Source organism: Cellulosimicrobium sp. PMB13 (assembly GCF_051294865.1).
GTDB lineage: Bacteria > Actinomycetota > Actinomycetes > Actinomycetales > Cellulomonadaceae > Cellulosimicrobium.
Map to the genome: position 1 here is coordinate 4300404 of NZ_CP145910.1, position 25122 is coordinate 4325525.

23 protein-coding genes are annotated in these 25122 nt (G+C 74.4%); 9 read left to right on the forward strand and 14 right to left on the reverse strand.

The features are described 5' to 3' along the window. Nucleotides 1-3: 3 nt before the first annotated feature. Genes V5D56_RS19115 through V5D56_RS19125 form a run of 3 tightly spaced genes read right to left on the reverse strand, consistent with a single transcriptional unit; the run spans nucleotide 4 to nucleotide 2742 of the window. Nucleotides 4-240, reverse strand: coding sequence for an acyl carrier protein (locus V5D56_RS19115; RefSeq protein ID WP_435736847.1), 237 nt, complete (start codon nucleotides 238-240; stop codon nucleotides 4-6). Beyond that, complete coding sequence (locus V5D56_RS19120; protein WP_435736848.1) at nucleotides 233-2155, reverse strand: HAD-IIIC family phosphatase; 1923 nt, start codon at nucleotides 2153-2155, stop codon at nucleotides 233-235. The genes V5D56_RS19115 and V5D56_RS19120 overlap by 8 nt, the downstream gene beginning before the upstream one ends. Then, nucleotides 2152-2742, reverse strand: a complete 591-nt coding sequence (locus V5D56_RS19125; protein ID WP_435736849.1) for a serine acetyltransferase — start codon at nucleotides 2740-2742, stop codon at nucleotides 2152-2154. The genes V5D56_RS19120 and V5D56_RS19125 overlap by 4 nt, the downstream gene beginning before the upstream one ends. 231 nt (nucleotides 2743-2973) lie before the next feature. Between V5D56_RS19125 and V5D56_RS19130 the strand changes: the two genes are divergently transcribed. The 4 genes from V5D56_RS19130 to V5D56_RS19145 are packed head-to-tail and all read left to right on the forward strand — an operon-like array spanning nucleotide 2974 to nucleotide 6751. Further along, nucleotides 2974-4098: an acyltransferase family protein gene (locus tag V5D56_RS19130; protein ID WP_435736850.1), complete on the forward strand. Its 1125-nt coding sequence runs from the start codon at nucleotides 2974-2976 to the stop codon at nucleotides 4096-4098. Nucleotide 4099: 1 nt separating this feature from the next. Then, entirely contained in the window at nucleotides 4100-4900 is an 801-nt protein-coding gene (locus V5D56_RS19135; protein WP_435736851.1) for a glucose-1-phosphate cytidylyltransferase, read from the forward strand. A gap of 1 nt (nucleotide 4901) precedes the next feature. Further along, entirely contained in the window at nucleotides 4902-5450 is a 549-nt protein-coding gene (gene rfbC / locus V5D56_RS19140) for a dTDP-4-dehydrorhamnose 3,5-epimerase (RefSeq protein WP_435736852.1), read from the forward strand. Continuing rightward, complete coding sequence (locus V5D56_RS19145) at nucleotides 5447-6751, forward strand: NAD(P)H-dependent oxidoreductase (protein WP_435736853.1); 1305 nt, start codon at nucleotides 5447-5449, stop codon at nucleotides 6749-6751. The genes rfbC and V5D56_RS19145 overlap by 4 nt, the downstream gene beginning before the upstream one ends. Nucleotides 6752-6773: 22 nt before the next feature. Here V5D56_RS19145 and V5D56_RS19150 read toward each other — a convergent pair whose 3' ends face one another. From V5D56_RS19150 to V5D56_RS19160, 3 genes are read right to left on the reverse strand one after another with little or no spacing between them, the layout of a single operon-like run. After that, complete coding sequence (locus tag V5D56_RS19150; RefSeq protein WP_435736854.1) at nucleotides 6774-7649, reverse strand: glycosyltransferase family 2 protein; 876 nt, start codon at nucleotides 7647-7649, stop codon at nucleotides 6774-6776. Beyond that, nucleotides 7646-8890: a class I SAM-dependent methyltransferase gene (locus V5D56_RS19155; protein WP_435736855.1), complete on the reverse strand. Its 1245-nt coding sequence runs from the start codon at nucleotides 8888-8890 to the stop codon at nucleotides 7646-7648. Before V5D56_RS19155 ends, V5D56_RS19150 begins: the two co-directional genes overlap by 4 nt. Further along, the gene (locus tag V5D56_RS19160) at nucleotides 8887-9948 is read right to left on the reverse strand and encodes an NAD-dependent epimerase/dehydratase family protein (protein WP_435736856.1); all 1062 of its coding nucleotides are present in this window, start codon (nucleotides 9946-9948) and stop codon (nucleotides 8887-8889) included. The genes V5D56_RS19155 and V5D56_RS19160 overlap by 4 nt, the downstream gene beginning before the upstream one ends. Nucleotides 9949-10134: 186 nt before the next feature. On the opposite strand from V5D56_RS19160, the gene V5D56_RS19165 reads away from it, so the two are divergent. From V5D56_RS19165 to V5D56_RS19185, 5 genes are read left to right on the forward strand one after another with little or no spacing between them, the layout of a single operon-like run. Then, nucleotides 10135-12156, forward strand: coding sequence for a glycosyltransferase (locus tag V5D56_RS19165; RefSeq protein ID WP_435736857.1), 2022 nt, complete (start codon nucleotides 10135-10137; stop codon nucleotides 12154-12156). Beyond that, nucleotides 12153-13490 (forward strand): O-antigen ligase family protein, encoded by a 1338-nt coding sequence (locus V5D56_RS19170; RefSeq protein ID WP_435736858.1) that lies wholly within the window; start codon nucleotides 12153-12155, stop codon nucleotides 13488-13490. The genes V5D56_RS19165 and V5D56_RS19170 overlap by 4 nt, the downstream gene beginning before the upstream one ends. Continuing rightward, the gene (locus tag V5D56_RS19175; protein ID WP_435736859.1) at nucleotides 13487-14632 is read left to right on the forward strand and encodes a glycosyltransferase family 4 protein; all 1146 of its coding nucleotides are present in this window, start codon (nucleotides 13487-13489) and stop codon (nucleotides 14630-14632) included. The genes V5D56_RS19170 and V5D56_RS19175 overlap by 4 nt, the downstream gene beginning before the upstream one ends. Then, the gene (locus V5D56_RS19180) at nucleotides 14629-15669 is read left to right on the forward strand and encodes a glycosyltransferase family 4 protein (RefSeq protein WP_435736860.1); all 1041 of its coding nucleotides are present in this window, start codon (nucleotides 14629-14631) and stop codon (nucleotides 15667-15669) included. Before V5D56_RS19175 ends, V5D56_RS19180 begins: the two co-directional genes overlap by 4 nt. Then, the gene (locus V5D56_RS19185; protein WP_435736861.1) at nucleotides 15666-16808 is read left to right on the forward strand and encodes a glycosyltransferase; all 1143 of its coding nucleotides are present in this window, start codon (nucleotides 15666-15668) and stop codon (nucleotides 16806-16808) included. The genes V5D56_RS19180 and V5D56_RS19185 overlap by 4 nt, the downstream gene beginning before the upstream one ends. Here the strand turns inward: V5D56_RS19185 and V5D56_RS19190 are convergent. The 8 genes from V5D56_RS19190 to V5D56_RS19225 all read right to left on the reverse strand — a co-directional run bounded on the left by V5D56_RS19190 (nucleotide 16756) and on the right by V5D56_RS19225 (nucleotide 25076). Further along, the gene (locus tag V5D56_RS19190; protein ID WP_435736862.1) at nucleotides 16756-17937 is read right to left on the reverse strand and encodes a glycosyltransferase; all 1182 of its coding nucleotides are present in this window, start codon (nucleotides 17935-17937) and stop codon (nucleotides 16756-16758) included. The two genes, V5D56_RS19185 and V5D56_RS19190, sit on opposite strands and share 53 nt — an antisense overlap. After that, complete coding sequence (locus tag V5D56_RS19195) at nucleotides 17934-19691, reverse strand: hypothetical protein (RefSeq protein WP_435736863.1); 1758 nt, start codon at nucleotides 19689-19691, stop codon at nucleotides 17934-17936. Before V5D56_RS19195 ends, V5D56_RS19190 begins: the two co-directional genes overlap by 4 nt. Further along, a complete protein-coding gene (locus tag V5D56_RS19200) occupies nucleotides 19688-20884 on the reverse strand; it encodes a glycosyltransferase (protein WP_435736864.1) in 1197 nt (398 codons plus the stop codon). The genes V5D56_RS19195 and V5D56_RS19200 overlap by 4 nt, the downstream gene beginning before the upstream one ends. Nucleotides 20885-21005: 121 nt before the next feature. Then, the gene (gene pth / locus V5D56_RS19205) at nucleotides 21006-21608 is read right to left on the reverse strand and encodes an aminoacyl-tRNA hydrolase (protein WP_435736865.1); all 603 of its coding nucleotides are present in this window, start codon (nucleotides 21606-21608) and stop codon (nucleotides 21006-21008) included. Nucleotides 21609-21723: 115 nt separating this feature from the next. Beyond that, nucleotides 21724-22329 carry a 50S ribosomal protein L25/general stress protein Ctc gene (locus V5D56_RS19210; protein WP_435736866.1) on the reverse strand — a complete coding sequence of 202 codons (606 nt, stop codon included), beginning with the start codon at nucleotides 22327-22329 and terminating at the stop codon, nucleotides 21724-21726. A gap of 314 nt (nucleotides 22330-22643) precedes the next feature. After that, nucleotides 22644-23378, reverse strand: a complete 735-nt coding sequence (locus V5D56_RS19215; RefSeq protein WP_435736867.1) for a GOLPH3/VPS74 family protein — start codon at nucleotides 23376-23378, stop codon at nucleotides 22644-22646. Nucleotides 23379-23449: 71 nt separating this feature from the next. After that, nucleotides 23450-24061 carry an SIMPL domain-containing protein gene (locus V5D56_RS19220; RefSeq protein WP_435736868.1) on the reverse strand — a complete coding sequence of 204 codons (612 nt, stop codon included), beginning with the start codon at nucleotides 24059-24061 and terminating at the stop codon, nucleotides 23450-23452. Nucleotides 24062-24092: 31 nt separating this feature from the next. After that, complete coding sequence (locus tag V5D56_RS19225) at nucleotides 24093-25076, reverse strand: ribose-phosphate diphosphokinase (protein ID WP_435736869.1); 984 nt, start codon at nucleotides 25074-25076, stop codon at nucleotides 24093-24095. Between the last annotated feature and the right edge of the window lie 46 nt (nucleotides 25077-25122).

Sequence of the window (25122 nt, forward strand, 5' to 3'; positions counted from 1 at the left end):
CCTTCAGCCGAGCTTCGTGCGGATCGACTCGGTGAGCTCGCCGACGTCCTGGATCGAGCCCATCTCGCCGTCCGTGAACTGCACGCCGAACCGGCTCTCGAGCGAGAACAGCACGTTGAGGTGCGCGAGCGAGTCCCAGCCCTCGACGTCCCCCGCGGTGGTCGCGGGCGTCACCTCCAGGTCCGGCTGGGCGAACACCTCGCGCAGCACCTCGACCACGCCGCGCTCCACGTCATCCACGGGCGACCTCCTCGTCCTGGGTCGGCGTGCCGACCTCTCCTCCTCCGGAACCGTCCGGTCCCGTCCACGCCACGAACGGCGACCCGATCCGCTGCTCGTCGACGACGAGCTCCCACCACTGCGCCGCCAGGTCGCCGTCCGGCGGCGCGTGCGCCGGGCGGAAGCCTGCCTCCGGCAGGATGGGGCGCGCGGGCGCGTTGCGGTCGGTCGCGACGAACTCGCCCAGGAGGCGAGCCCGCCCCTCGGTCACGGCGAACGCGTGCAGCGCGTCGAGCATCGCCCGCTCGGCCGTGCGGCCCAGCACGCGGCACGAGAGCACGAACGTGTCGATCCGCAGGTCGCCTCCGGACGGGACGGCGGCGAGGACACCGACGAGCCCGTGGTCGTCGAAGCGGTCCGACATGCGCAGCCCCCACACCACCGCGCCCGGCCGTGCGGCGAGGTCGAGCACGTCGGCCGCCTGGTGCCGCCGTCCGGTGAGGTTGAGCTGGTTGGTCTTCCCGACGAGCTGGACGATCCGCGCGAGGTTCACCTCGTCGAGCGGCTCGATGCGGGCCGTCATGCGCAGGCTCGTGAGGAAGTCCTCCCGCGTCGCGGCCGAGCCCTCGAGGTCCGCGGCCTCGCGGCGGGCGTGGTACCGCTCGGTCCGGCGCGCGTCGTCGGCCGTCAGCGCGGCCGACTGGAGGCCCGGGAAAGACGCGACGGCGCGCACGTACCCGCTCGGCTGGGCGGGGAGCTCCACGACGCCCACCTGGGGCAGGAGCTGGCGGACGATCTCCCGTTCCGCGGGGTTGTCGTCCACGAGCACGAGCGCGTCGAGGCCCACGTCGAGCTGCTTCGCGATCCGCCGCAGCGCCTCCGGCTTGGTGTCCCACGACGCCTCGAAGGCGACGAGGTCCTCGAGCCGCAGCCGCATCTCGGGGTGCTGCTCGAAGGGCAGCCGCGCGTCGGCGGGGTTGTTCTTCGAGCACACGGCGAGCAGCAGGCCACGGCTGCGCAGGGACGACAGGTACGCCTGGAACTCGGCGAACGCCTCGCCGGCCGGCCCGTCGCCGAGCACGATCCCCCCGACGCCGTCCTCGCCGACGACGCCGCCCCAGAGGGTGTTGTCGAGGTCGAGCGCGAGCACCTTGCGGCCGAGGCCCAGCGCCCCTGCGAGGACGTCGACCACCCGGCGTGCGAGGTGCGGCACCGCGCCCGGTCCGACCGCCTGCTTGGCGGCGAACCAGTAGCGCGGGTCCGCCCACGCACCGGCACCGACCTCCGCGGCGACCGCCTCGGCGTCCACGACGTACGCACCGGAGTCCCCGGCGAGCGCGAGCTCGTCGTTGACCTGCCGCAGGAGCCGACGCCGCGCGCCGGGGGTGCGCAGTGCGACGTCGCCGAGCGCGTCGGCCGACGGCGGGACGAAGGACGTCTGGAGCACGAGCGCGCGGCTCCGCGAACGGATCAGCTCCCAGTGCGCGCGCCACCGGTCGACCTCGCGCCGCACGTCCTCCTCGGGAGACGCCGAGAGGTCCGGCAGGCGCGCCTCGCGCTGGTCGACCGCGAGCAGCACGACGTCGGGACGGGACGCGTAGGTGCCTGACGTCGGGTCGGCGATCTCCTGCTCGTACGCGTGGTACGGCGCCTCGTGGACGTCGAGCGCGATCCCGTGGGCGAGCGCCGCGACGCGCAGCGCGGACGCGAGGGGACCGCTCGTGTGCGAGGCGAGGAGCGCGAGCCGGACCGATCGCCGCGCCCACGGCGCCGAGCCGTCCTCCCCGCGCGGCAGTCGCGCCGCGAGGCGGTCCGCCGCCATCCAGGCGCCGGCGTTCGACGCGTCCTCGGCGACGCGACCGAGGACCGCCGCAGCGCCGGCGGCGTCGCCGTCGTCGACCCGCCGCCGGGCCTCCGCGAGGAGGTCGGCGCTCACGTCGCGGACCTCGCGCGCACGATCCGCGGCGGCTGCGCGAGCACGGTCGCACCGGCCGGCACGTGGGTCATGACGACGGCGTTCGGGCCGATCTTCGCGTCGTCGCCGACCCGCACCGCGCCGACCACGACGCACCCCGCGCCCAGGGAGACGCGGGCACCGATCACCGGCGCCTGGCGCAGGAAGGCCTGGGTCTCGTCGCTGCCCGCGCCGACCGTGACGCCCTGTCGCACGATGCAGTCGTCACCGAGCGTGGCGTGCGGGTGGATGACGATGCCGTGCTGGTGCGCGATGCGCACCCTGCGACCGAGGCGCACCGTCGCGGGCAGCTGGATGCCGAAGACGTTGCGGACCACGAGGTAGGCGAGGTCGGCGACCGGGCGCAGCACCGCACGGAGCGGCCGCGGGCAGCCGGGCCCCGACGCGAACGCACCGAGCCGCTGTGCGGCGACCGCGTAGAAGCCGGGGGTCCAGAGCCCTTCGCTGTTGACGCGGTGGTCCTCGCGGACGAGGCGGACCAGCTCGCCCAACGTCGCGGGAGCGCTCGCCGGGGAGTCGGCGACCGCCCCGGCGGTCTCACGTGCCACCTCGACCACAGCGTCCCCTCCGTCGACCGTCCGCGGACGGGCCCCGGCGCGGCCCCGTCTAGGGCGAAGGTAGTCGGTGGAGGGAAGCAGCGGCGAGGCTCACGGAGGCTGAGATCGGTCCGCGGGCCGCATTTCACCCGGCGGTAGACCCGCTCCTGGCGTCCCGGCGGGGTTTCACCCGCCACGGCCCTTCTGGGGCCGAGCACGCCGTCGATACGATCCACGAAGACCGTGAGCAGCCCGATCGACGAGGGACTCTGGGGGTGGACGGGTGTGACCGGCACGCAGCAGGACGCACCGCACGTCACCGTCCCGAGCGACGGGTCGGGCCGAGCGCGCTGGATGGACGTGCTGCGCGGCTCCGCGATCCTTCTCGTCGTCCTGAGCCACGCGTCGTCGATCCTCGGCGGCGTCGTCGGGGCGCCCGCCTGGGTGGAGACGGTCGACCTCTTCTTCGCCCCCTACCGCATGCCGGCGCTCATGGTGCTGTCGGGGATGCTCCTGCCCCGGGCGTTCGCGAAGCCCCTCCCGGCCTACTACCTGGGCAAGGCACGGACCCTGCTGTGGCCCTACGTGGTGTGGGTGCTGGTGCTCGCAGCCGTCGGAGGCCTGCCGGGACCGGTCCTCGACCCGCGCACCTGGTACGCCACGAGCTACCTGTGGTTCGTCTTCTACCTCCTCGTGTACTTCACCGTCGCTCCGGTGCTGCGCCGGGCCCCGAGCTGGGCCGTCGCCTCCGTCGCCGTGGGCCTCGTCGTCGTCTCGACCCCGCTCGACGCTGCCGCCGACGGACGGACGAAGGCCCTGCTGTACCTCGGCGCCTTCTTCGTCCTCGGCTACCTGCTCACCCGGCTGCCGGCGGTGCTCGACGTCGTCACGTCGAGGCGCTGGCGGCCCGCCGCGGCGGTGCTCGCGGTGGTGCCCGGTGTCGTCGCGGTCTCCACGGGGAGCTTCGAGCACGAGGGGCTGTGGGCGCTCGCGTCCTGCCTCGGGGTCCTGGGGGCGATCGCCCTGACCACCGGGGTGGTGGGAGACCGCACGCGAGGCGTCGAGACCCTCGGGCGCAGCAGCGTCGTCGTGTACGTCACGCACTTCCCGCTGCTCCTCGTCGTCGCGACGGTCCTCGAACGGGCCGGGGTGGCAGACCTCCCCGGCCCTGCGGCCGTGCTCGTCGTCGTCGGTGGGTTCCTCCTCGCGGTCGGCGTCGGCTACGTGCTGATCCGGCTGCGCCGGTACGCCGCCGTCGGCTGGCTCTTCGAGTGGCCCGCCCGGGCCGTCCCGCACCGCTGGGCTCCTGCCCGCCCGTCCGCCGCCGCCGCGGCGACGTCCCCCGCCGTCCCGGCCGAGAGAGCGTGAGATGAGCACCGACCCGGCAGACATCCCCGTCGTCATCCTGTGCGGAGGCATGGGCACCCGGCTCCGCGAGGCGAGCGAGCGGCTGCCCAAGCCCCTCGTCGACATCGGCGGGCGGCCCATCCTGTGGCACGTCATGAAGACGTACTCGCACTACGGCTTCCGCAAGTTCGTGCTGCTGCTCGGCTACAAGTCCGAGCTCATCAAGCAGTACTTCCTCAACTACCGCACCCTGACCGCGGACTTCACGCTCGACCTCGGTGCCGGCGAGCCGGCGGTCTTCCACACGAACGAGGTCGAGGACTGGTGCGTGACGTTCGCCGAGACCGGCCTGACGACCGCGACCGCCGCGCGGATCCACCGCGCCGCGCAGTACCTCGACGCGCCGCGGTTCGCCGTGACGTACGGCGACGGCATCGGCGACGTCCGCATCGACGAGCTCCTCGCCCAGCACGAGCGGTCCGGGGCGATCGGCACCGTGACGGGCGTGCACCCGAGCAGCCGGTACGGCGAGATGCACGTCACCGGGGAGAGCGTGACCGAGTTCAACGAGAAGCCCACGCTGGCCACCGGGTGGGTCAACGGCGGGTTCTTCCTCTTCGAGCGCTCGTTCCTCGACGACTACCTCGTCGACGACCCGGACGAGATGCTCGAGCACCGGCCGCTGCAGAAGCTCGCGCGGGACGGACGGCTCGGGGTGTTCGAGCACACCGGGTTCTGGATGGGCATGGACACGTTCCGGGACTGGACGGAGCTCAACCGTCGCTGGGACACCGGCGACGCGCCGTGGAAGGTGTGGGCCTGAGGTGCGCCTGACCCCGACCGAGATCGAGGGCGTGACCGTCGTCGACCTCGACCTGCTGTCGGACGAGCGCGGCTTCTTCGCGCGCGTCTTCGACGGCGCCGAGTTCGCCGCGGCGGGCCTCACCTCGCAGGTCGCCCAGGCGAGCATGTCCTTCAACCGCCACGCCGGCACGGTGCGCGGGCTCCACCGGCTCGCGCCCCCGTATGCCGAGGGGAAGCTCGTGCGCTGCGTCGCGGGCGCGATCGCCGACGTCGCGGTCGACGTCCGGCCCGGCTCGCCGACGTTCGGCCAGCACGTCATGGTCGAGCTCTCCGCGAACAACCGGCGCGCCCTGTTCGTCCCGCCCCACGTCGCGCACGGGTATCAGGCCCTGACCGACGACGTCGAGATGCTCTACCTCTGTTCCGTCCCGTACGCCCCTGACGGCGAGGACGGGTACCGCCACGACGACCCCGCGTTCGCCGTCCCCTGGCCCCTCCCCGTCCGCCTCGTCTCCCCCAAGGACGCCGCCTGGCCCCTGCTCGCCGACCGAGAGAGAACCACCACGTGACCATCACCACCGACCTGCGTCTCGCAGACCTCGCCGCCGAGGGCAGGCCGATCCGCGTCGGCGTCCTCGGTCCCGGGTTCATGGGCAAGGCGCTGATCCTCCAGATCGCCGGCACGACGCCCGGGATGGTCGTCACCGCGGTGCACTGCCGCGACGTCGAGAAGGCTCGGGCAGCCCTGGAGTGGGCGGGCGTGACCGACGTCGACGTGGTCGGGTCCGCGAGCGCCGTCGACCGCAGCGCCCGCGCCGGCCGGGTCGCCCTCACGCAGGACGTCGAGGCGCTGACCGCGGCGGACGAGGTCGACGTGGTCGTCGACGTCACGGGCGCGGTCGAGTTCGGGGCGGTCGCCGCGCTGAGCGCGTTCGAGCACGGCAAGCACGTCGTGCTGATGAACGCCGAGCTCGACGCGACGCTGGGGTGGGAGCTCGCGTGCCGCGCGGCCTCCGCCGGCGTGGTCTACACGGGGTCCGACGGCGACCAGCCCGGCGTGCAGCTGAACCTCTACCGGTTCGTGCAGCGCATCGGCCTGACCCCGCTCGTGTGCGGCAACGTCAAGGGTCTGCAGGACCGGTTCCGCAACCCCACGACCCAGCAGGGCTTCGCCGCGCGCTGGGGCCAGGACCCGCGCATGGTGTCGAGCTTCGCCGACGGGACCAAGGTCAACGTCGAGCAGGCTCTCGTCGCGAACGCGACCGGGATGTCCGTGCACCGCCGGGGTCTGCTGGGCCGCGACCACGACGGCCACATCGACGAGCTGACGACGATGTACGACGTGGACGAGCTGCGCGCGCTCGGCGGGGCGGTGGACTACGTCGTCGGGTCACGGCCCGGACCCGGGGTCTACGTGCTCGGCGCGATGGACGACCCGCGCCAGCGGCACTACCTCGAGCTCTACAAGCTCGGCACGGGACCGCTCTACTCGTTCTACACGCCCTACCACCTGTGCCACTTCGAGGTCCCGGACACGATCGCCCGCGCCGCGCTGCTGGGCGAGACGACACTGCACCCCGCCGGTCCTCCGACGGTCGAGGTCGTGACGGTCGCGAAGACGGACCTCCCGGCCGGGACGGTGCTCGACGGCCTCGGTGGCTACCACTACTTCGGCGAGTGCGAGCGGGCCGACGTCACCGCGCGCGACGCGCTCCTGCCCGTCGGTCTCGCGGAGGGGTGCACGCTCGTGCGGCCGGTCGCACGGGACGCCGTGGTGTCGTACGCGGACGTCGTGGTCCCGACGGGGCGGCTGGCCGACACGCTGCGCTCGGCACAGTCCGGACGCACCGCCCTGCCTGCCACGGTCTGAGCCGCCCCGTCCGAACCGCGGGTCAGCGACCTGTGACGGCCCGCCGTACGTCGCCGGCGACCCCGCGCCACCGCGGCACGACCCACGTCGTCGTCACCGCGGCGAGCGACCGCGCGGCCTCGCCGGCGGGCAGGCGGGACGTGGTCACGGCGGACCACAGCTCGCCCGCGAGGCGCGCGTGCGGGAAGTCGAACCGGACGTCCTTGCCGGGCGCGTGGAACTGGACCTGCCGCGCGCCCTGCGCCGAGAACTGCGTCGCGTGCCGGCGCTGCAGGAACAGCTGCTCCGGCACCAGGGCGAACCGTCCGCGGCACGCCATCTCCGTGAGGATCACGACGTCGTTCCCGATCGTCGGCCGCAGCCCGCGCGTGGTGCGCAGCACGTCGGCCCGGTAGAGGCCGAACACGAGGTGCGCGGCCTGCGCGCGCAGGAACTCGGCGATCCGCTCGTGCGGCGTCGAGCGGTCCCCCCGCAGGTCGGCGTCGTTCAGGTCCTCCGTGACGTGGCCGTCGCCGTCGATGATCTGCGTGCGCGGGTACGCGAGCACGACGCCCGGTCCGCCGGCCTCGAGGGCGTCGACGCACGCCTCGAGGAAACGGGGCCGCAAGACGTCGTCCGCGGCGGCGAGCTTGACGGTCCGTCCCCGGGCGCGCCGCATCGCGTCGTTGAAATTCCACAGCCCGCCGCGGTTCACGTCGTGGCGGACGTACCGGATGCGCGGGTCGTCGGCGGCGTGGGACCGGCAGATCTCCGTGGTGGCGTCCGTCGAGGCGTTGTCGCTCAGCACGATCTCGAGATCCCCGAAGGTCTGCTCGCGCACGGACAGCAGCGTCTCCTCGAGGTACCTCTCGCCGTTGTAGACCGGGAGGCAGACGCTGACCGGGGGCGCCGCGGTCATGCGCGGACGGGGTCGAGCACCTCGAGCCGGGGCAGCGCGACCACGAGCCGGCCGCCCCAGTCCTCGACGTAGGAGAGCTGCTGCACGATCTCGTCGCGCAGGTTCCACGGGAGGATCAGCACGTAGTCCGGCCGGGCGTCGGCGAGCGCCTCCTCGGCGAGCACGGGGATCCGCGTGCCGGGCAGGAACGTGCCCTGCTTGACGGGGTTCCGGTCGACGCAGAAGGCGAGCAGGTCCTGGCGCACACCGCAGTAGTTGAGCAGGGTGTTGCCCTTCGCCGCCGCGCCGTACGCGGCGACGGTCGCGCCCTCGGCCGAACGGTCGAGGAGGAACCGGACGAGGTCGTCGCGCACGCGCGAGACCCGCGACGCGAACCCGGCATAGCCGGACAGCTCGTGCAGGCCCGCCTCGCGCTCGGCCGCGAGGACACGGTCCACCGCGGCGGACGGCGGGCCCGCGCTCTCCGCGGGACGGGCCCAGGTGCGGAACGAGCCACCGTGCGTCGGCAGCTCCTCGACGTCGACGACCTCGAGCCCTGCGACCGCGAGCACGCGCTGCATCGTCAGGAGCGTGTAGTACTGGAAGTGCTCGTGGTAGATCGTGTCGAACTCGTTGCCCGCGATGAGACGCGGCAGGTGCGGGATCTCGATCGCCAGCCACCCGTCGTCGGCCACCAGCTCGCGCAGACCCTGGACGAAGTCCCGCACGTCGGGGACGTGGCCGATGACGTTGTTGGCGACGACGAGGTCGGCCCTCCCGTGCCGCTCGGCGAGCATCGCGCCCGTCTCGCGGCCGAGGAACTCGACCTCCGTCGGCACGCCCCGGGCCACCGCCGCCTCGGCGACGTTCGCCGCGGGCTCGACGCCCAGGCACCGGATGCCACGGTCCACGACGTGCTGCAGGAGGTACCCGTCGTTGCTCGCGATCTCGACGACGAACGACGAGGCGCCCAGACCGAGCCGGTCGACGGCACCCTCGACGAACGTCTCGGCGTGCCGGACCCACGAGCCGGAGAACGACGAGAAGTACGCGTAGTCCGTGAAGATGTCCTCGGCCGGCACGTACGTGGGCAGCTGCACCAGCAGGCACCGGTCGCACACGCGCACGTGGAGCGGGTAGAACGTCTCGGGCTCGTCGACCCGCTCGGCGGGGACGAAGCTCTGGACGGGCGGACTCATGCCGAGGTCGACGAACGTCGTGACGAGCTCGGCGTCGCAGAGGCGGCAGCGGCGCACGGTCATGCCGGCACCTCCGCGGGGTCGGTGAGGCGCAGCGTGCTGACGTCGAGCCGCCCCGTCGCCGCGAGCTCCTCGATGCGCCGCAGACGCACGAACCGCGGGCCCTCGAAGTCCTCGACCGTCAGCCCGCGCTCACCGGCGTGCGCCCAGATCTCGCGGATGCCGTCGGGCACCGTCCATCGCGGCTCGAACGCCGGGAGCGTCTCGCGGACCTTCGTGAAGTCGACGCGGTAGTCACGCTTGTCGGGACCGGCCCCCGCGGCGAACGACACGGGCGCCCCGGTGATCTCGCTGACCTGCTCCGCGATGGTCCGGACCTGGACGACGTCCTCGTCGCGGCCCACGTTGAACGCCTGGTCGTGGACCACGTCGGCCGGGGCCTCGAGCACCGCGAGGAACGCCCGGGCGATGTCCTCCACGTGGACCAGCGGCCGCCACGGCGACCCGTCGGACTGCAGCCGGACCTCGCCGCGGGTGAACGCGGTGCCGGTGAGGTTGTTGACGACGATGTCGGCCCGCAGGCGCGGTGACGACCCGTACGCGGTCGCGTTGCGCAGGTAGCTGGGCGAGAACGTGTCGTCGGCGAGCGCCGAGATGCCCTCCTCCGCCATGACCTTGCTCTCGCCGTACGGCGTGACCGGGTGGAACGCGCCGTCCTCGGCGACGGGCGCGTCGCCGCCCGCGCCGTACAGGGAGCACGACGACGAGAAGAGGAACCGCCCCACGCCCGCCGCCCTGGCGGTGCGCGCCATGTGCACGGCACCGTGCGCGTTCACCGCGTACGTCGCGTCGGGGTTGAGGTGGCCGAGCGGGTCGTTCGAGATCGCCGCGAGGTGCACCACGGCGTCGAAGCCCTCGAGATCCTGCGGCGTGACGTCGCGGATGTCCCCGGTGCGCTGCTCGTAGCCCGAGACCGGCGCCCCGAAGTCGCAGCCGTCGTACCAGCCGACGTCCAGCCCCACCACCTCGTGGCCCGCGGCCCGGAAGAACGGCACGAGTACCGCTCCGACATACCCGCGGTCACCGTCGACGAGCACGCGCACGGCACTCCCCCATCTCACTGCAGTCTTCTTGGCATCGCACTGGCAGGTCGGGACCGAACTTACTCACCCTGGAGCGCGGCGGAAGCCCCCGAGCGGGTGGAATTCACACGAGCGCGGCGGAATCGCACGGAGCGGCGCAGATCGACCGGGTGATATCCGCCCGCAGGCGACCGCAGCAGGGGTGGCCTGGGGAAGAATCGCAGCGTGAAGGTCCTCCGTGTCTCCCACAGCGCCGTCGTGACGGCGTGGCGCGAGCGCGAGCGGCACCTGCGCAGGGCCGGCGTGGACGTCCGCCTCCTCTCGGCGCGTGCGTGGGACGAGGGCGGTGCCCGCGTCCGGCTGGACCCCCGGCCGGGCGAGCCGGTCGCCGGGGTCGCGACGCTCGGCACCCACCCCGCGCTGTTCCTCTACGACCCGCGCCCCCTGTGGCGTGCCCTGGGCGAGCCGTGGGACGTGCTCGACCTCCACGAGGAACCGTTCGCGCTCGCGACGGCGGAGATCCTGGCCCTGCGTCGGCTGCGCCGTGCCGTCGACCGGGTCCGCGGCCGGGAGGTCGCACCGCTCGCGCCCTACGTCCTGTACTCCGCGCAGAACCTCGACAAGCGCTACCCGTGGCCGTTCCGCTGGTTCGAGGCCCTGGCACTGCGGCACGCCGCGGCAGTCTCCGTGTGCAACGACGAGGCCGGTCGCATCGTGCGACGCAAGGGAGCACGGGGAACCGTCGAGACGATCCCGCTCGGGATCGACCCGACCGCCTTCTCCCCCGGCCCGGGATCCACCGACGAGACGGCCGGGCACCCGCGCACGGGTCGCGCGGTCGTCGGCTACGTCGGGAGGCTCGCGCCGCACAAGGGCGTGAGCGTCCTGCTCGACGCGATCGCCGACGACGACCGGCTGGAGCTGCACGTGGCGGGCGACGGGCCCGAGCGCGACGAGCTGCGCGCGCGTGCCGAGCCGCTCGGCGACCGCGTGCGCTTCGTCGGGACGCTCGACGGCGAGGCCCTGGCCGACTTCTACCGGACGCTCGACGTCCTGGCGGTGCCCTCCAGGGAGACGGCCGGATGGGTCGAGCAGTTCGGCCGGGTCGCGGTCGAGGCCATGGCGTGCGGCGTCCCCGTCGTCGCCACCCGGACGGGCGCGCTGCCCGACGTCGTCGCGGACGCCGGCGTGCTCGTGCCGCCCGACGACGCCGACGCCCTGCGCGCCGCGCTCGTGCGCGTGACGTCGGACGCGGGTCTCGCCGGGTCCCTGCGCGAGGCGGGGCTGCGTCGTGCCGCGCGGTGCACGTGGTCCGAGGTGGCCCGCCGGTACCTCGACGTGTACGCGGCCGTCACGCAGGACGCCGACGCCTCGCAGGACGTGGCCGTGCCGGAGGTCGTGCTCGTCGCGTACGGGTCCCCGGACCTCGTGCGCACGGCTCTCGAACCCCTGGTGGGCAAGTTCCCGCTGACCGTCGTCGACAACTCCTCCCTGGCCGAGATCCGCGAGATCGTCGAGCTCTCCGGGGGGCGCTACCTCGACCCGGGCCGCAACGGCGGGTTCGCCGCGGGCGTCAACCACGCGCTCGCGCACCGGCAGGCGCCGGGCAGCGACGTCCTGCTGCTCAACCCGGACGCGGTCGTGAGCGCGGACGACGTCCTCCACCTCCAGCGCACACTCCACGCAGAGCCCAGGACGGCGAGCGTCGGACCGGTCCAGGTCGACGGCGACGGCCACCCGGCGCGCGTCGTCTGGCCGTACCCGTCCCCGCTCGCGACGTGGGTCGAGGCCGTCGGGCTCGGCCGCCTGCGCCGCACGCCGGCCGACAAGAGCTTCGTCGTCGGCTCGGTGCTCCTCCTGTCCGCCGACGCGCTCGCGGTCGTCGGACCGTTCGACGAGCGGTTCTTCCTCTACGCCGAGGAGACCGACTGGGCGTACCGCGCGAACGTGGTGGGCTGGCGGCACGTGGTGGACCACGACGTGGTCGCCGTCCATCTCGGCGGGGCGACGAGCGCGGACGCGACCCGTCGCGACACCCACTTCTACGCCTCCCAGGAGCACTTCCAGCGCAAGCACTTCGGCACGCTCGGCTGGTCGGTCGCGCGGACCGGCGCCGTCGTGGGGGCCGCGGCCCGGTCGGTCGCGGCACGCGGTGACGCGCGCCGCGCCGCCCGCTCCCGGCTCCGGCTCTACCTCGCCGGGCCCGCCGCCGCCGAGCGACGCCTGCGGCCCACGGGGTCGCCGTGATCCGGCGCTCCGCCGCGTGGCTCGTCGGGACCGTCGCCGTCACGGCGGTCCTCGCGCTGATCGGCTTCCTGGTCCCTGTGTACACGCCCTTCGCGGTGGGCGCCGCCGCGGCCGTGCTGGTCGTCGGGATGACGGTCTACGAGCCCGTCGCGCTGCCCATCCTGGCGATGCCGGCACTCGTCGTCGTCCAGCGCGTCGGCGGCGGGAGCGTCGACCTCTCGATGAGCGACTTCGCGCTCTTCGCGGCGTTCTGGGCAGCCCTCGTGCTCGGTCCGCGGCCGTTCTCGCCGCCCCTGCGCGCGCTGCTCTGGCTCACCGCCCTCTACCAGGTCGCCACGCTCTTCACCGTCGTCGCGAACCCCTACCTGGCGAACACCGTCGAGTGGTTCCACGCGTGGTTGTCGACGGCCGGCGCGCTCGTCCTGGGATGGGCCGTCGGCCGAGCCGGGCGCGCCCGGGTGGGCCTGACGCTCTTCATGATCCCGTGCCTCTTCATCGCCGTCCTCACGTGCGTCGGCGCCGTCGAACAGCTCTCGTCCGGCAACACCGGCCCGGTCTACCTGGACTGGCCGATCGCCATGCACAAGAACCTCATCGGCTGCCTGCTCGGCACGTCAGCCCTGGTCGCCTACGCGCGCCCGTGGTGGGTGGGCTGGCCGCGGTGGTTCGCCTACGCGTCGTTCTGGCTCTGCACCGTCGCCGTGGTCGCCTCCCAGGCGCGGCAGGCGCTCGTCGGTCTCGCCATCGGCATCATGCTCATCACGTTGCGCGCCGACCCGGACCGCAAGCGCTCGAAGCTCATCCTGCTCGCGGCGATCCCCGCCGTGTACTTCGTCTGGCTGGCCGTGCAGGAGCAGCTCTCGTCGGACAACGAGTTCAACTCGGCCAACCAGCGCCTCACCTGGTACCAGCAGGCGCTGGAGGTCTGGCGGACCAGCCCGTGGTTCGGCGTCGGGCTGCGGTGGTGGACCGCAGGACGCACGGACTACGTCTTCCAGCCACCGAACGCCGAGCTCGAGGTCCTGTCGTCGGCGGGAGTCGTCGGCCTGTTCGGCTTCCTCGTCCTGTTCGGCGGGACCCTCGTCGTGCTGTGGCGGCTGAACCCGCGCTTCGGCACCCTCGCGTTCGCCGTGATCCTGGCGCGGTTCGTCCAGGGGCAGTTCGACCTGTTCTGGACGTCGATCGTGGTCTCCGTGCCCTTCGTCGTCGTCGGGATCTGTGTGGGAGCCGAGGCGTACGCCCGTTCGCGCGAGGCGTTCCGGGAGGGTCTGGTCGGGCTCGACCCGGACCGCGACCTGCCCTCGATCCGCGAGATGGAGGCGACGCGTCGATGAGAGTCGTCCAGATCGCGCCGGAGATCGCGCCCGGCTCCGGCGTCGGAGGCGTCGCGTACGCGCTCGAGCAGGCGTGGCGGCGACGAGGGGTCGAGACCGGCCGCTTCACGATGGACGACGCAGCGGGCGCCTGGCTGCCGCGTCCCGAGGGCGGGGTCCGCGGCAAGGTCGTCCTGGCGGTCCGGGTCGTGTGGTTCACGACCGTCGGCACCTGGCGGGCGCGCGCGGCGTCGCGCCGGGACGGCCGGGGCAGCGTCGTCGTCACGCACAACGACGTCCTCTTCGGTGACGTCTACGTGAACCACGGCATCCTCAGCGAGGCCATGCGCGCCCGCGGGGGATACGCCTGGCGGATGGTGCGCAACCCCCTGCACCTGTTCACGGCGGCGCGCGACCGGCTGCGCTACACGACCCGGGTCCACGACGTGGTCACCAGCCTGACCCGGGCGGAGGAGGCCACGCTGCGCCGCACCTACGGCAGGGTCCGGCCGCGGACGGTCGTCATCCCGAACGGTGTCGACACCCAGCGCTTCCGCCCGGCGGGCGAGCGCGAGCGGCAGGACGCCCGGGACGCGCTGGGCATCCCCGCGGACGCGCTCGTCGCGCTGTTCGTCGGCCACGAGTTCGGCCGCAAGGGCCTCCGGTTCCTCGTCGCGGCCGCGCGCTCCCGTGCCGACGTGCACGTCGCCGTCGTGGGCGGGAGCCCGGAGATGCTGGCGGAGCTCCGGCGCGAGGCGGCCGAGCTGACGTCGTCCGGCCGGCTGCACCTCGCCGGGACCGTGGACGACCCGACGCCGTGGTTCCGCGCCGCCGACCTCCTCGCCCTGCCGAGCGCGTACGAGGCGAACGCACTCGTCGTGCTCGAGGCCCTGGCCTGCGGGCTCCCGGTCGTCGCGACCCCGGTGGGCTACGTCCCCGACATCGTCGTCGACGGCGAGAACGGGTTCGTGGTCGCGAGCGACGCCGGCTCGGTGGGCGACGCGCTCGACCGGTACGGGGCGCAGACGGAGGCCGGGCGGGCGCGACTGTCCGCCGCTGCCCGCGCCACCGCGGAGGCCCACGACTGGGACGTCGTCGCGGCGCGCTACCTGGACCTGTTCGACGAGATCCTGCGCGGACGTCACGGAGAAGAGGCTCGATGAGGGTCCTGCACGCGGTCCGCTCGGACGGGTTCGCCGGCGTGGAGCGGCACGTCGCCCGCCTCGCGCGCGCCCAGTCGTCGGAGGGCGACGAGGTCGTCGTGGTCGGTGGGGCGGCCGGCCCGGTGCGCCGTGACCTCGCGCCCGAGCCGGTCCGCCACGTGCCCGCGGCGACGACCCGGGACGTGCTCGCGGCCCTCGTGCGCCTCGGCCCGGGTGCCGACGTCGTCCACGTGCACATGACGGCGGCAGAGCTCGCAGCCTCCGTCGCCACCGTGCTGAGGCCGGGTGTCGGTCCCGTCGTCACGACCCGTCACTTCGCCCGGCGTCGTGGCACGGGCCGGTTCGGCCCGGTCGTGGCGGCTCTCGCGCGCCGGCCGCTGGCCGCGCAGATCGCGATCAGCCGGTACGTCGCCGAGGCGGTCGACGGCCCGACGGTGGTCGTCCCTCCCGGCGTGGCGGACGGGCCGCACGCTCCGCGGTCCGCCGCCGACCGTGACCAGGTCGTCCTCGTCGCCCAGCGGCTCGAGCCGGAGAAGCGCACCGACGTCGCCGTGCGCGCGTTCCAGGCGTCGGGCCTCGCGGCGGCCGGATGGCGTCTCGACGTCGCGGGCGACGGCGCGTTGCGCCCCGAGCTCGAGGCGCTCAGCGCCGAGCTCGGCCTCGACGGCTCGGTGCGGTTCCTCGGGCGCCGCGACGACGTCCCCGACCTCATGGCGTCTGCCGCGGTGCTGCTCGCGCCGTGCCCCGTCGAAGGGCTGGGCCTCAGCGTGCTCGAGGCGATGGCTGCCGGGCTGCCGGTCGTGGCCGCCGACGCGGGCGGCCACGCCGAGCTGCTCGGGGGCCTCGACGCGCACCAGCTCTACGCGCCCACGGACGCCGTGACGGCGGGGCGGTCGCTCGCCGCGCTCGCCGCGGACCCGGCACGTCGGGACGAGGTCGCCCGGGGAGAGCAGGAGCGTCAGCGCACGCACTACACGCCTGCCGCGCAGGTCGCCGCGACGCGCGACGTCTACCGCCGGGTCCTGGAGGGAGCGTGACGGACCTCGTCGTGATGTCGCTCGAGGCGTGGGACGCCGTCTGGCGGCGCAACCAGTACCTCGTGACCGAGCTGCTCCGCGCGGACCCCACCCTCCGGGTGCTGTTCGTCGAGCCGGCCGCCGACCCGCTGCACACGCTGAGCCGCCGCGCGGTGCCGCGCGGCGGACGCGGCCTCCGACCGGGCCCGTCCCTGCCCGGGTTCCCCGACGGCCGCCTCTGGCTGTTCCAGCCGACGAAGGCTCTCCCCCGTCGCGTCGACCCGTGGGCGGACCGCCGCCTCGCACGCGCGACGACGCGCGCGGCGCGCCGGCTGGGCATGGACCGGCCCGTGCTGTGGATCAACGACCCGTCGGCGGCGAGCGTCCTCGACCGGACGGCCTGGCCGTCCCTGTACGACGTCACGGACGACTGGCTGGCCGCCGACCGCAGCCCGCACGAGCACCGGCGCCTGGTCGACGACGAGGAGCTGCTCCTGTCCCGGTGCGCCGAGGTCGTGGTGTGCTCGCCCGGGCTCGAGCGCACGAAGGGCGCCCGGCGGGACGTGACGCTGGTGACGAACGGCGTCGACCTCGAGCGCTACCGGACACCGCACGCACGACCGGTCGACCTGCCGCAGGGTCGCGTCGCGCTCTACGCCGGCACGGTCCACCCGGACCGCTTCGACGTGCCGCTCCTCCTCGACACGGCGCGCGCCGCGGCAGGGACCGGCACGGTGGTCCTGGTCGGCCCCGTGGTCGACGTCGGCCAGGACTCCTTGCTGGCCCTGGACGCCGCCGGTGTGGTGGTCCTCGGTGCGCGACCGTGGTCGGAGGTCCCCGCGTACCTCCAGCACGCCGACGTGCTGCTCGTCCCGCACGTGCTCGACGCGTTCACCGACAGCCTCGACCCCATCAAGGCCTACGAGTACCGCGCGGTGGGCCGCCGCGTCGTGGCGACGCCGGTCGCCGGGTTCCGGGACGTCGACGACGACCGCGTCGTGGTGGCCGAGGGAACCGCGTTCGCCCGGGCGGTCCACGACGCCCTCGAACAGCCCGTGCCCGCGTCCGACCGGCAGGACGTGCCGACCTGGCGCGGTCAGGCGGCGCTCATGGCCGCGGTCGTCGACCGGACCGCGCGGCACGTCGCCACACCCCGGTGACGACGGCGGCCGTCCGCGTCGCGGAGAAGCGGTCGGCGACCGCGACGCGCGCGCGCTCGGCGCGCTCGGCAGCACCGGCCGGGTCGTCCAGCACGCCGACGACCGCCGCGGCGAGCGCGGCCACGTCGCCCGGCGGCACGAGCGTGCCCAGCGCGTCGGGACCACGCCCCACGATCTCCGGGACGCCGCCCGCGTCCGTCGCCACGACGGGCACGCCGCGCGCCATCGCCTCGGCGACGACCTGACCGAACGGCTCGGGCACCGGTGACGCGTGCACGACGACGCTCAGGCGGTCGACCTGCGGCGTCGGGTCGGGCACGGCGCCGGTCCAGGTGAAGCGCGACGCGACACCGAGCCGCTCGGCCTCGCCGCGCACCTCGGCCGCGTACACGTCCTCGCCGAACGTGGCCGCCCCGACGACGACGAACGTCGCGTCCGGGTGCGACCGCAGGATCTCCGGCGCGGCGCGCACGAGCTCGCGCTGCCCCTTCGTCGGGCCGATGCGACCCACCATCCCGACGACGGGCGGTCCGGCCGGCGGGACCCGTCGCGTCGTGAGCACCTGAGCGGGTGCCAGCCCCGGGTAGGCGACGACCGCCGCGCGCGGCAGCGTCGCCGCCGTGGCCTCCGAGTTGGCGATCACCGCACGGGGCAGCCGGGCGGCGAGCCGGACGAGCGCCACGAGCGGCCGCGGCAGGTAGTCCTCCGCGATGCGGTCGTGCACGTACCAGACGAGCGGTCGTCGGGTGAGGGCCGCGGGCACGAGCGCGAGGAGGTCCGCCTTGAGCGACGTCGTGTGCACGACGTCGGGCGCCGCCCGGCGCACGAGGCGTGCGAGGTCCCGCTCGAAGCGCAGCGTGCGGACGACGGACCGCACGAGCCCGCCCGCCGGTCGGGCCACGGCGTCGCGCGACGCGCCGGCGACCGCCGGGTCGAGCGGCAGGACCGTCGTCGGGACGCCGCGCTCCTGCAACGCCGCGACGAGCGGCCCGTCCTCGAAGAGGACGCAGCGCACGTCGACCGACGCGTCGAGCGCCTCGCAGAGCCGGACGAGCGCGAGCTCGGCGCCGCTGTGCTTCGCGGTGTGGTCCAGGACGAGCACGCGCACCGGACGCTCGCCCGGGCTCACCAGCGGAACGGTCGGCGGCGGATGTTCGGCGCGTCCTCCTCGGCGTCCTCGCCGTCGATGCTCTCGGCATCCGACGGCGGGACCTTCGCCCACTGCGGCTCGAGCCGCCGGGCGGCCTCGCGCGTGCTCTCCTTGCGCGTCCGCGTGGCCGCGCGGCTCTCCGGGGCGGCGTTCTCCGTCACGTCGGCGGTGTTCTCCGGCGCGGCGGCGTCGGTCGCCACCGCGGGCGGGGCGCTCTCCAAGGACTCGTCGGCGCGCTCCTGCTCCGCGGCCGCGGTGAGCGGCGCGTCGGTCCCGTACGACGACGCGTACGTCATGCGGCGGTCGCCCTTGACGCCCGACAGCGCCATCCCCGACAGCGGGACGTTGTTGATCCGCAGCCGCTCCGCGGCCTCCTGGAGCACGGCGCGATCGGTCTTCTCGACCGAGGCGATGAGGACCACGCCGTTGGCGTAGCCGCCGAGGATCGTCGCGTCGGCGGCGGCGAGCACCGGGGGTGCGTCGATCACGACGATCGCCGCCTTCTCGCGCAGACCCTCCACGAGCGCGCGGACGCGTGCGGTGGCGAGGAAGTCGGCGGGGTCCATCTCGTCGTCGTGCACGGGCATGAGGCGCAGGTTGGGGATCCTGGTCGGCCGCAGCTCGCGCGGCGACCCGTCCCAGCCCGCCGGTGCCGGCAGGAGGTCGGCGAGCTGCGGGCGGCGCAGGTCGCCGCACAGCACGATCGTGGGGCGCCCGCTGAGCGCGAACGACGCCGCCAGGTTGGCGGTGATGAACGCGCGCGGCGCGTGCGGGTCCGCGGCCGTGACGACCGCGACCGCGTGCGGCGCGTCGCCGAGCGAGACGCGCACGGCGGTCCGCAGCTCGCGGACGGACTCGGTGAACGGCGAGGCGTGCCGGCTGGACACCGGGAGGTTGCCGGTCCGGCGGAACTCCTTGTCGGCGCCTCGCACGTCGAACAGCTCGGCGAGCACGGGGGTGCCGGCGAGGACCGCCGCCTCCGCGGTCGTGCGGACCCGCAGGTCGAGCCCCCGGCGCGCGAACGCGAGCCCGACCCCGGCCACCAGCCCCGCGAGCAGGGCGATCGCGAGGACGAGAGGTGTCGGCATCCCGAGCGGGACGGCGGACGTCGCGGGGTCGACGAGGACCCCGGGCGTCACGATGGACTCGTACGTGCTGTGGAGCGCGGAGATCGCCTGGTACTGCCCCACGATGGTGTCGCGCTCCGCCTGCGCGAGAGGGTCGTCCGGTGTGGCCGCGAGGCCGCCCTGGATCGCGTCGAGCTGCGCGCGCAGCGCGTCCCGGCGTTCGTCGAGCGCCGCGATCTGGGTGTCGAGGATCGTGGGGAGGTAGGCGATGTAGGCCTGGGCGGCGGCGTTGGCGCGCCGGACGGCGCTCGCCTCGTCCCCGGCCTGCGCGATGACGTCCATGGTCAGGAGGTCCGCGTTGTAGAAGCCCTGGACCGCACCCGCCAGCGTCCTGGGGTCGGTCCCGTCGGCCAGCGCGGCCGCGGCCGGCTCGACGACGTCGGGGGCGCGGACCGCCTCCGGGTCCGTGTCGACCGTCACCGACGCGGCCTGCTGGTTCGCCCCGGGCACGGACTCCGCGGCGACGATCTGCACGGTCGCCGTCGCCTCGAACACGGGGTCCTGGCGCTCGACGTAGAGCGCTGCCCCGATCATCACGACGAGCACGGCGACGAGCACGTAGTACTTGCCGGCCCACACCGTGCGCAGGAACTCGCGGATCGTCATCGCTCGGCCCTCTCCGTGAAGGTCCGGCTCGCGGTCGAGACGCTCCGGACCGCGTCGCGGTGGACCGCGACGACGTCGCGGAGCCGCTCGACGAAGCGCTCCCGTCCGAAGCCCGCCACATGCTGCCTCACGGCGTCATCATCCCACGCACGCGAGGCGGCGTCCTCGACTCCCGCTGCGACGGCGGCGACCTCCGGCGCGTCGAAGAACACCCCGGTGACGCCGTCGACGACCGTGTCGAGGTACCCGCCGTCGCGCAGGACGACGCTCGGTCGCCCGAAGGCCCCGGCCTCGAGCGGCGACAGGCCGTAGTCCTCGTACGACGCCGCGACGAGGGCGGCCGTGCTCCGGTAGAGCCAGCGCAGCGTCGCGTCGTCGACCCGGCCGAGCAGGCGGACGCGTCCTGCGGTCCCGCCGGACGACGCGGAGCGGGCGGCGAGCGCCTCGAGGCGCCCTCGGTCCGGGCCGTCGCCGACGACGACGAGCTCGCGGCCCGTCTCCTGGGCGGCCTCGACGACGACGTCGACGTTCTTGTACGGGAGCAGGCGCGCCACGCACAGGAGGAACCCGGGCTCGACGCCCGGCACCGGGCGCTCCGGGCCGGCGGGCAGCATCGCGGGGGGCGGTGGCAGGATCTCGGCGTCGATCCCGTAGGCGTCGCGGATCGCGCGCTGCGTCACGGTCGAGTTCGCGAGGTAGACGTCGGCGCGCGACGCCGCGGCGGTGTCCCACCGGCGCAGTGCCGGGGCGACGAGGCCGAGCGCGGCGCCCGCCACGCGGCGTCGGGCCCGGTCCACGACGCTCCCGGCGTCCGGCCCGAGGTAGCGGTCCCGCTGGTAGAGCCAGCGCGCGGGCGCGTGGCAGTAGACGACGGTCCGGCCTGCGCCGCGGTAGCCGTGCGCCCAGCCGGTGGACGACGCGAGCAGCACGTCGGCCTCGACGACGCGCTGGCGGTCCACCGCGGGCGCGAGCAGCGGGAGCGCGACCCGGTGGTGCCGGCGCAGCAGCCCCACGCGGTCGAGCCCGGACGTGCGCAGGTCGACGTCGGCGAACTCCGGGAAGGTCCCGGCGGGGTCGTAGAGCGTCGTGTACATCGGTGAGCCGGGGAACGCGTCGGCGAGCAGCAGCGCGACCCGCTCGGCGCCGCCACGCTGGGTCGCGTAGTCGTGCGCGAGGGCGACACCCTCCGTCATGGCACCTCCCCGCCGTGGCCGTGCTTGGCTCGGCCCGGCTCGACCAGCCTAGGTCGGCACTGCGGGGACAACGGGGGCGAATCGGGACATCACCCGGGTGAAACAGGCGCGACGGGACCCGTCAGACCTTCGTGTGGAACTTCCCCTGGGCGGCGAGAAGCCCGTCCGTGAGGACCATCTCGACCGCGTCGGCGGCGTCGTCGAGCAGGAACGGGAGCTCCTTCGCCTCCGCGCCGGAGAAGTTCTTCAGCACGTAGTCGGCGGTGTCCATGCGTCCCGGCGGGCGGCCGACGCCCCCGCGCACGCGCACATAGTCCTTGGTCCCGAGGGCCTTGGTGATGTCGCGCAGCCCGTTGTGCCCGCCCTCGCCGCCACCGATCTTGAGCTTGACGGCGCCGAACGGGATGTCGACCTCGTCGTGCACGACGAGCACGTGGTCCGGGTCGACGCCGTAGTAGGACGCCAGGCCGGACACGGGCCCGCCGGACACGTTCATGTACGTCGACGGCTTGGCGAGGACGACGCGCGGCCCGGGCCGACCGCCGGGGAGCATGCCGATCCGGCCCTCGGCGACGGCGGCCTGCGCGCGCGGGTGCCGCGCGAAGCGCACGCCCGCCCGCCCCGCGAGCACGTCGAGGACCATGTGGCCCAGGTTGTGCCGGTTGGCGGCGTAGCGGTCCCCGGGGTTGCCGAGCCCGACGACGAGCCAGGGCTGGTCGGTCATGTCACCTCGTCCTTCACCTGTCTGTGGAGCCCTGCGGGCGCGCGAACGCCCGGCACCGTCACGGTACCGGGCGTCCGGCAGAGGTCGTCCGGGCGTCAGCCCGCGACGGGGAGGGTCACTCCGCGGCGGCCTCGGCGGCCGGCGCCTCCTCGGCGGACTCCGCGGACTCACCCTCGGTCGCCTCGGCCTGCGGCTCGGTGACGGAGACGACGAGCAGCTCGGCGTCGGCGGTGAGGGTCGTGCCCGTGGGGAGCGGGACGTCGCCCGCGAGGATCTGCGAGCCCGCCTCGAGGCCCTCGATCGAGACCTCGATCGACTCGGGCAGGTGCGTCGCCTCGGCCTCGACCGCGAGGGTCTGCAGGTCGACGAGGTGGATCGTGCCGGGGGCGGACTCGCCGGTCACGACGACGGGGATGTCGACGGCGACCTTCTCGCCCTTCTTCACGATGAGGAGGTCGACGTGCTCGATGACGTTGCGGACCGGGTCGCGCTGCACGTCCTTGGTGATGGCGAGCTGCGACGTGCCCTCGAACTCGATGGAGAAGAGCGCGTTCGAGTGCTTGAGCGCCAGCATCGTCGCGTGGCCCGGGAGGGTCACGTGGAGCGGGTCGCTGCCGTGACCGTAGAGGACGGCGGGAATCTTGTCGGCACGGCGGATGCGGCGAGCGGCACCCTTGCCGAACTCGGTGCGGGCCTCGGCGACGAGCTTGATCTCGGACACGTGGATCACTCCTGGAAGAACGTTGCGGGCCGGCCACCAGTGGGGAGCGGTCGGCTGTCCGGACGGTGAGAGGGCCTCCCGGACGGGCGGCTGCGTCGGCGCGGGACACGTGACGGGCGCGCGAAGGACGACCGCCCAGTCGATTACGGAGATCCAACAGGTCTGGCTGACTCTCCGGTTCGCGCTCCCCCTCGCGGGTGGTGCGCGTTCGCCGGCCGTCAGACGTCCCTCGCCGAGGCAACCTGGCTACTGTACCCGGGTCTCCGGCCTCGACGAAACCCGCACCGTGCGGTGGGCCGCCGACCTCGTCGCGCTCAGCCCGACGTCACCGCTGCCGTCGTCGCGGCGACCGTGGCCCCGACGACCGCCGCCGCGACGACCTCGTCCAGGTACGCCTTGAGCGCCGCGCTCCCCCAGCTGCCCGCGGCGACCTCCTGCGCCCGCCGGTCGACGTCGGCCCGCCGGCGCAGCGTCCAGCGCTCGTCGCCCTCCACCACGGGCCCGGCCCCGCGCGCCCCGCCCGCGGCGAGCGCCTGCCCGGCCTGGCCGGTCGCGGAGAGGATGCCGACGAGGGCCGCGGTGCGCTCGTCGGGCCGCCCACCGTCGACGAGCACCCGCCACAGCAGCCTGCGGACCGCGTCCTCGTGCCGGCTGTCGGCGGCGGGCCACCGGGTCGTCGGGAAGATGCCGAGGATCCGACCGGGCTGGCGCCGGAGCACACCCCGGCCGGCGAGCGCGGCGACGGCCCGCTCCGCGGGCCTGCGCTTCGCGAGGAGCGGGACGAGCGTCTTCGGCTTCGACCCCTCCTTGGACCGCACGACGTCGAGCGCCTCGTCGAGCAGGTCGTTCCCCGTGGGCGTGGTGTCCCGGACGACGATCCGCCCGACGCGGCCGCCCTCGCCGTCGCCCGCGAGGTCCACCCGCCCGAGCAGGGCCAGCTCGACGAGCAGCGCACCCGCTGCGACGTGCTCGCGGGAGGCGGAGCCGACGACGGTCTTGCCCGTCTCGTCGTCCAGCGTCAGCAGGAGGTAGTCCTCGAGGATCAGCATGCCTCCACGGTAGGAGGGTCGCGTCGCGGGCGGCAGGTGCGGAATGTCATCCGTGTGCCACGGCCCCTGCGTCAGTCCGCGAGCTCCCACCGCACGGTCACGCTCGCGCGGACCTCGAGCGTCCCCGGCTCGACGACGAGCGCGTCGCCGGTCGCCTTCGCGGCCATCAGCCGGGGCACGGGTGCCGGTCCGCCGAGGTCCTCGCGGATCTCGACGACGGGCCCGAGCGACCGCCCGGCGAGGCGCGCGTACTGCTCGGCGCGGGCGCGCGCGTCGGCGAACGCGTCGTCGCGCGCGGCGGCGGCGAGCGGGCCGGGGTCGCCGACGGCGAGGCTCGTCGAGTCGAGCCGCGCGACGGGACCGGCCGCGTCGAGCGCGGCGCGCACGACCTCTCCCGACGCCGCGACGTCCCGCACGGTCGCGCGGAGGGTGAGCCGCGCCGTCGTGCGCAGGCCGTCCTCGCGCTGCTCGGTCCACGTGGAGGTCTGCGACGTCCGCAGGTCCGCGGCCGCGACGCCCGCCGCGAGGAGGGCGTCGCGCGCAGCGCCGAGGCCCGCGTTCGCGCGGTCCAGCGCCTCCTGGACGCCGGTCGCCGAGGCCTCCGCGCCGAGCTCGACGACGGCGACGTCGGGCGCCGCCGTCGCCGCGCCCTGGCCGGTGGTCGTCACGCCGGAGGTGCCCATGCCCGTCTCCCGCCCTCGCTCCGCGGAGCGCTCAGCTGTTGCCGTCGAAGAGCGAGGTGACCGACCCGTCGTCGAACACCTCGCGGATGGCGCGCGCGACGAGCGGCGCGATGGACAGGACCGTGAGCTGCGGGAACCGCTTCTCCGCGACGATGGGGAGCGTGTCGGTGATGACGACCTCGCTCGCACCGCTCTCGGACAGGCGCTGCGCCGCCGGGTCGGACAGCACGCCGTGGGTCGCGGCGACGATGACCGACTTCGCGCCCGCGGCGAGGATGACGCGCACGGCCTCGGCGATCGTGCCGCCCGTGTCGATGAGGTCGTCGACGAGCACGCAGTCGCGCCCCTCGACCTCGCCGACCACGCGGTTGGCGACCGACTGGTTCGGGCGCGTGATGTCGCGCGTCTTGTGCACGAACGCGAGCGGTCCGCCGCCGAGCTTCGCCGCCCACTGCTCGGCGACGCGGATGCGGCCCGCGTCCGGCGAGACGACCGTGACGTTCGACGTGTCGACGCGCGTGCGGACGTAGTCCGTGAGGATCGGCATGGCCCACAGGTGGTCCACCGGGCCGTCGAAGAAGCCCTGCGTCTGCGCGGCGTGCAGGTCGACGCTCATGAGGCGGTCGGCCCCGGCGGACGAGAACAGGTCGGACATGAGGCGGGCCGAGATCGGCTCGCGGCCGCGGTGCTTCTTGTCCTGGCGCGCGTACCCGTAGAACGGCTGCACGACGGTGATCGTGCGCGCCGAGGCGCGCTTGGCGGCGTCGACCATGAGCAGCTGCTCCATGATCCACTGGTTGATCGGCGCCGTGTGGCTCTGGAGGATGAAGACGTCCGCGCCGCGGACCGACTCCCCGAACCGGACGTAGATCTCCCCGTTGGCGAAGTCGTACGCCGTGGTGGGGAGCAGGTCGATCCCCAGCTCGCGCGCGACGTCGTTGGCCAGCTCGGGGTGTGCGCGTCCCGAGGCGAGGACGAGGGACTTGTCCCCGTTTCCGGCGATCGTGCTGCTCATGCGGTGCGTTCCTTCGGTGTCCGGGTGGGGTCGGGCGGGGTGCGGG

What these genes read in the sequence shown, in the direction of transcription:
- V5D56_RS19135 (WP_435736851.1), top strand. Translation starts at nt 4,100, where the DNA reads ATGAGCACCGACCCGGCAGACATCCCCGTCGTCATCCTGTGCGGAGGC.
- V5D56_RS19150 (WP_435736854.1), bottom strand. Translation starts at nt 7,649, where the DNA reads ATGACCGCGGCGCCCCCGGTCAGCGTCTGCCTCCCGGTCTACAACGGC.
- V5D56_RS19155 (WP_435736855.1), bottom strand. Translation starts at nt 8,890, where the DNA reads ATGACCGTGCGCCGCTGCCGCCTCTGCGACGCCGAGCTCGTCACGACG.
- V5D56_RS19175 (WP_435736859.1), top strand. Translation starts at nt 13,487, where the DNA reads ATGAGAGTCGTCCAGATCGCGCCGGAGATCGCGCCCGGCTCCGGCGTC.
- V5D56_RS19180 (WP_435736860.1), top strand. Translation starts at nt 14,629, where the DNA reads ATGAGGGTCCTGCACGCGGTCCGCTCGGACGGGTTCGCCGGCGTGGAG.
- V5D56_RS19195 (WP_435736863.1), bottom strand. Translation starts at nt 19,691, where the DNA reads ATGACGATCCGCGAGTTCCTGCGCACGGTGTGGGCCGGCAAGTACTAC.
- V5D56_RS19200 (WP_435736864.1), bottom strand. Translation starts at nt 20,884, where the DNA reads ATGACGGAGGGTGTCGCCCTCGCGCACGACTACGCGACCCAGCGTGGC.
- pth (WP_435736865.1), bottom strand. Translation starts at nt 21,608, where the DNA reads ATGACCGACCAGCCCTGGCTCGTCGTCGGGCTCGGCAACCCCGGGGAC.
- V5D56_RS19215 (WP_435736867.1), bottom strand. Translation starts at nt 23,378, where the DNA reads ATGCTGATCCTCGAGGACTACCTCCTGCTGACGCTGGACGACGAGACG.
- V5D56_RS19220 (WP_435736868.1), bottom strand. Translation starts at nt 24,061, where the DNA reads ATGGGCACCTCCGGCGTGACGACCACCGGCCAGGGCGCGGCGACGGCG.
- V5D56_RS19225 (WP_435736869.1), bottom strand. Translation starts at nt 25,076, where the DNA reads ATGAGCAGCACGATCGCCGGAAACGGGGACAAGTCCCTCGTCCTCGCC.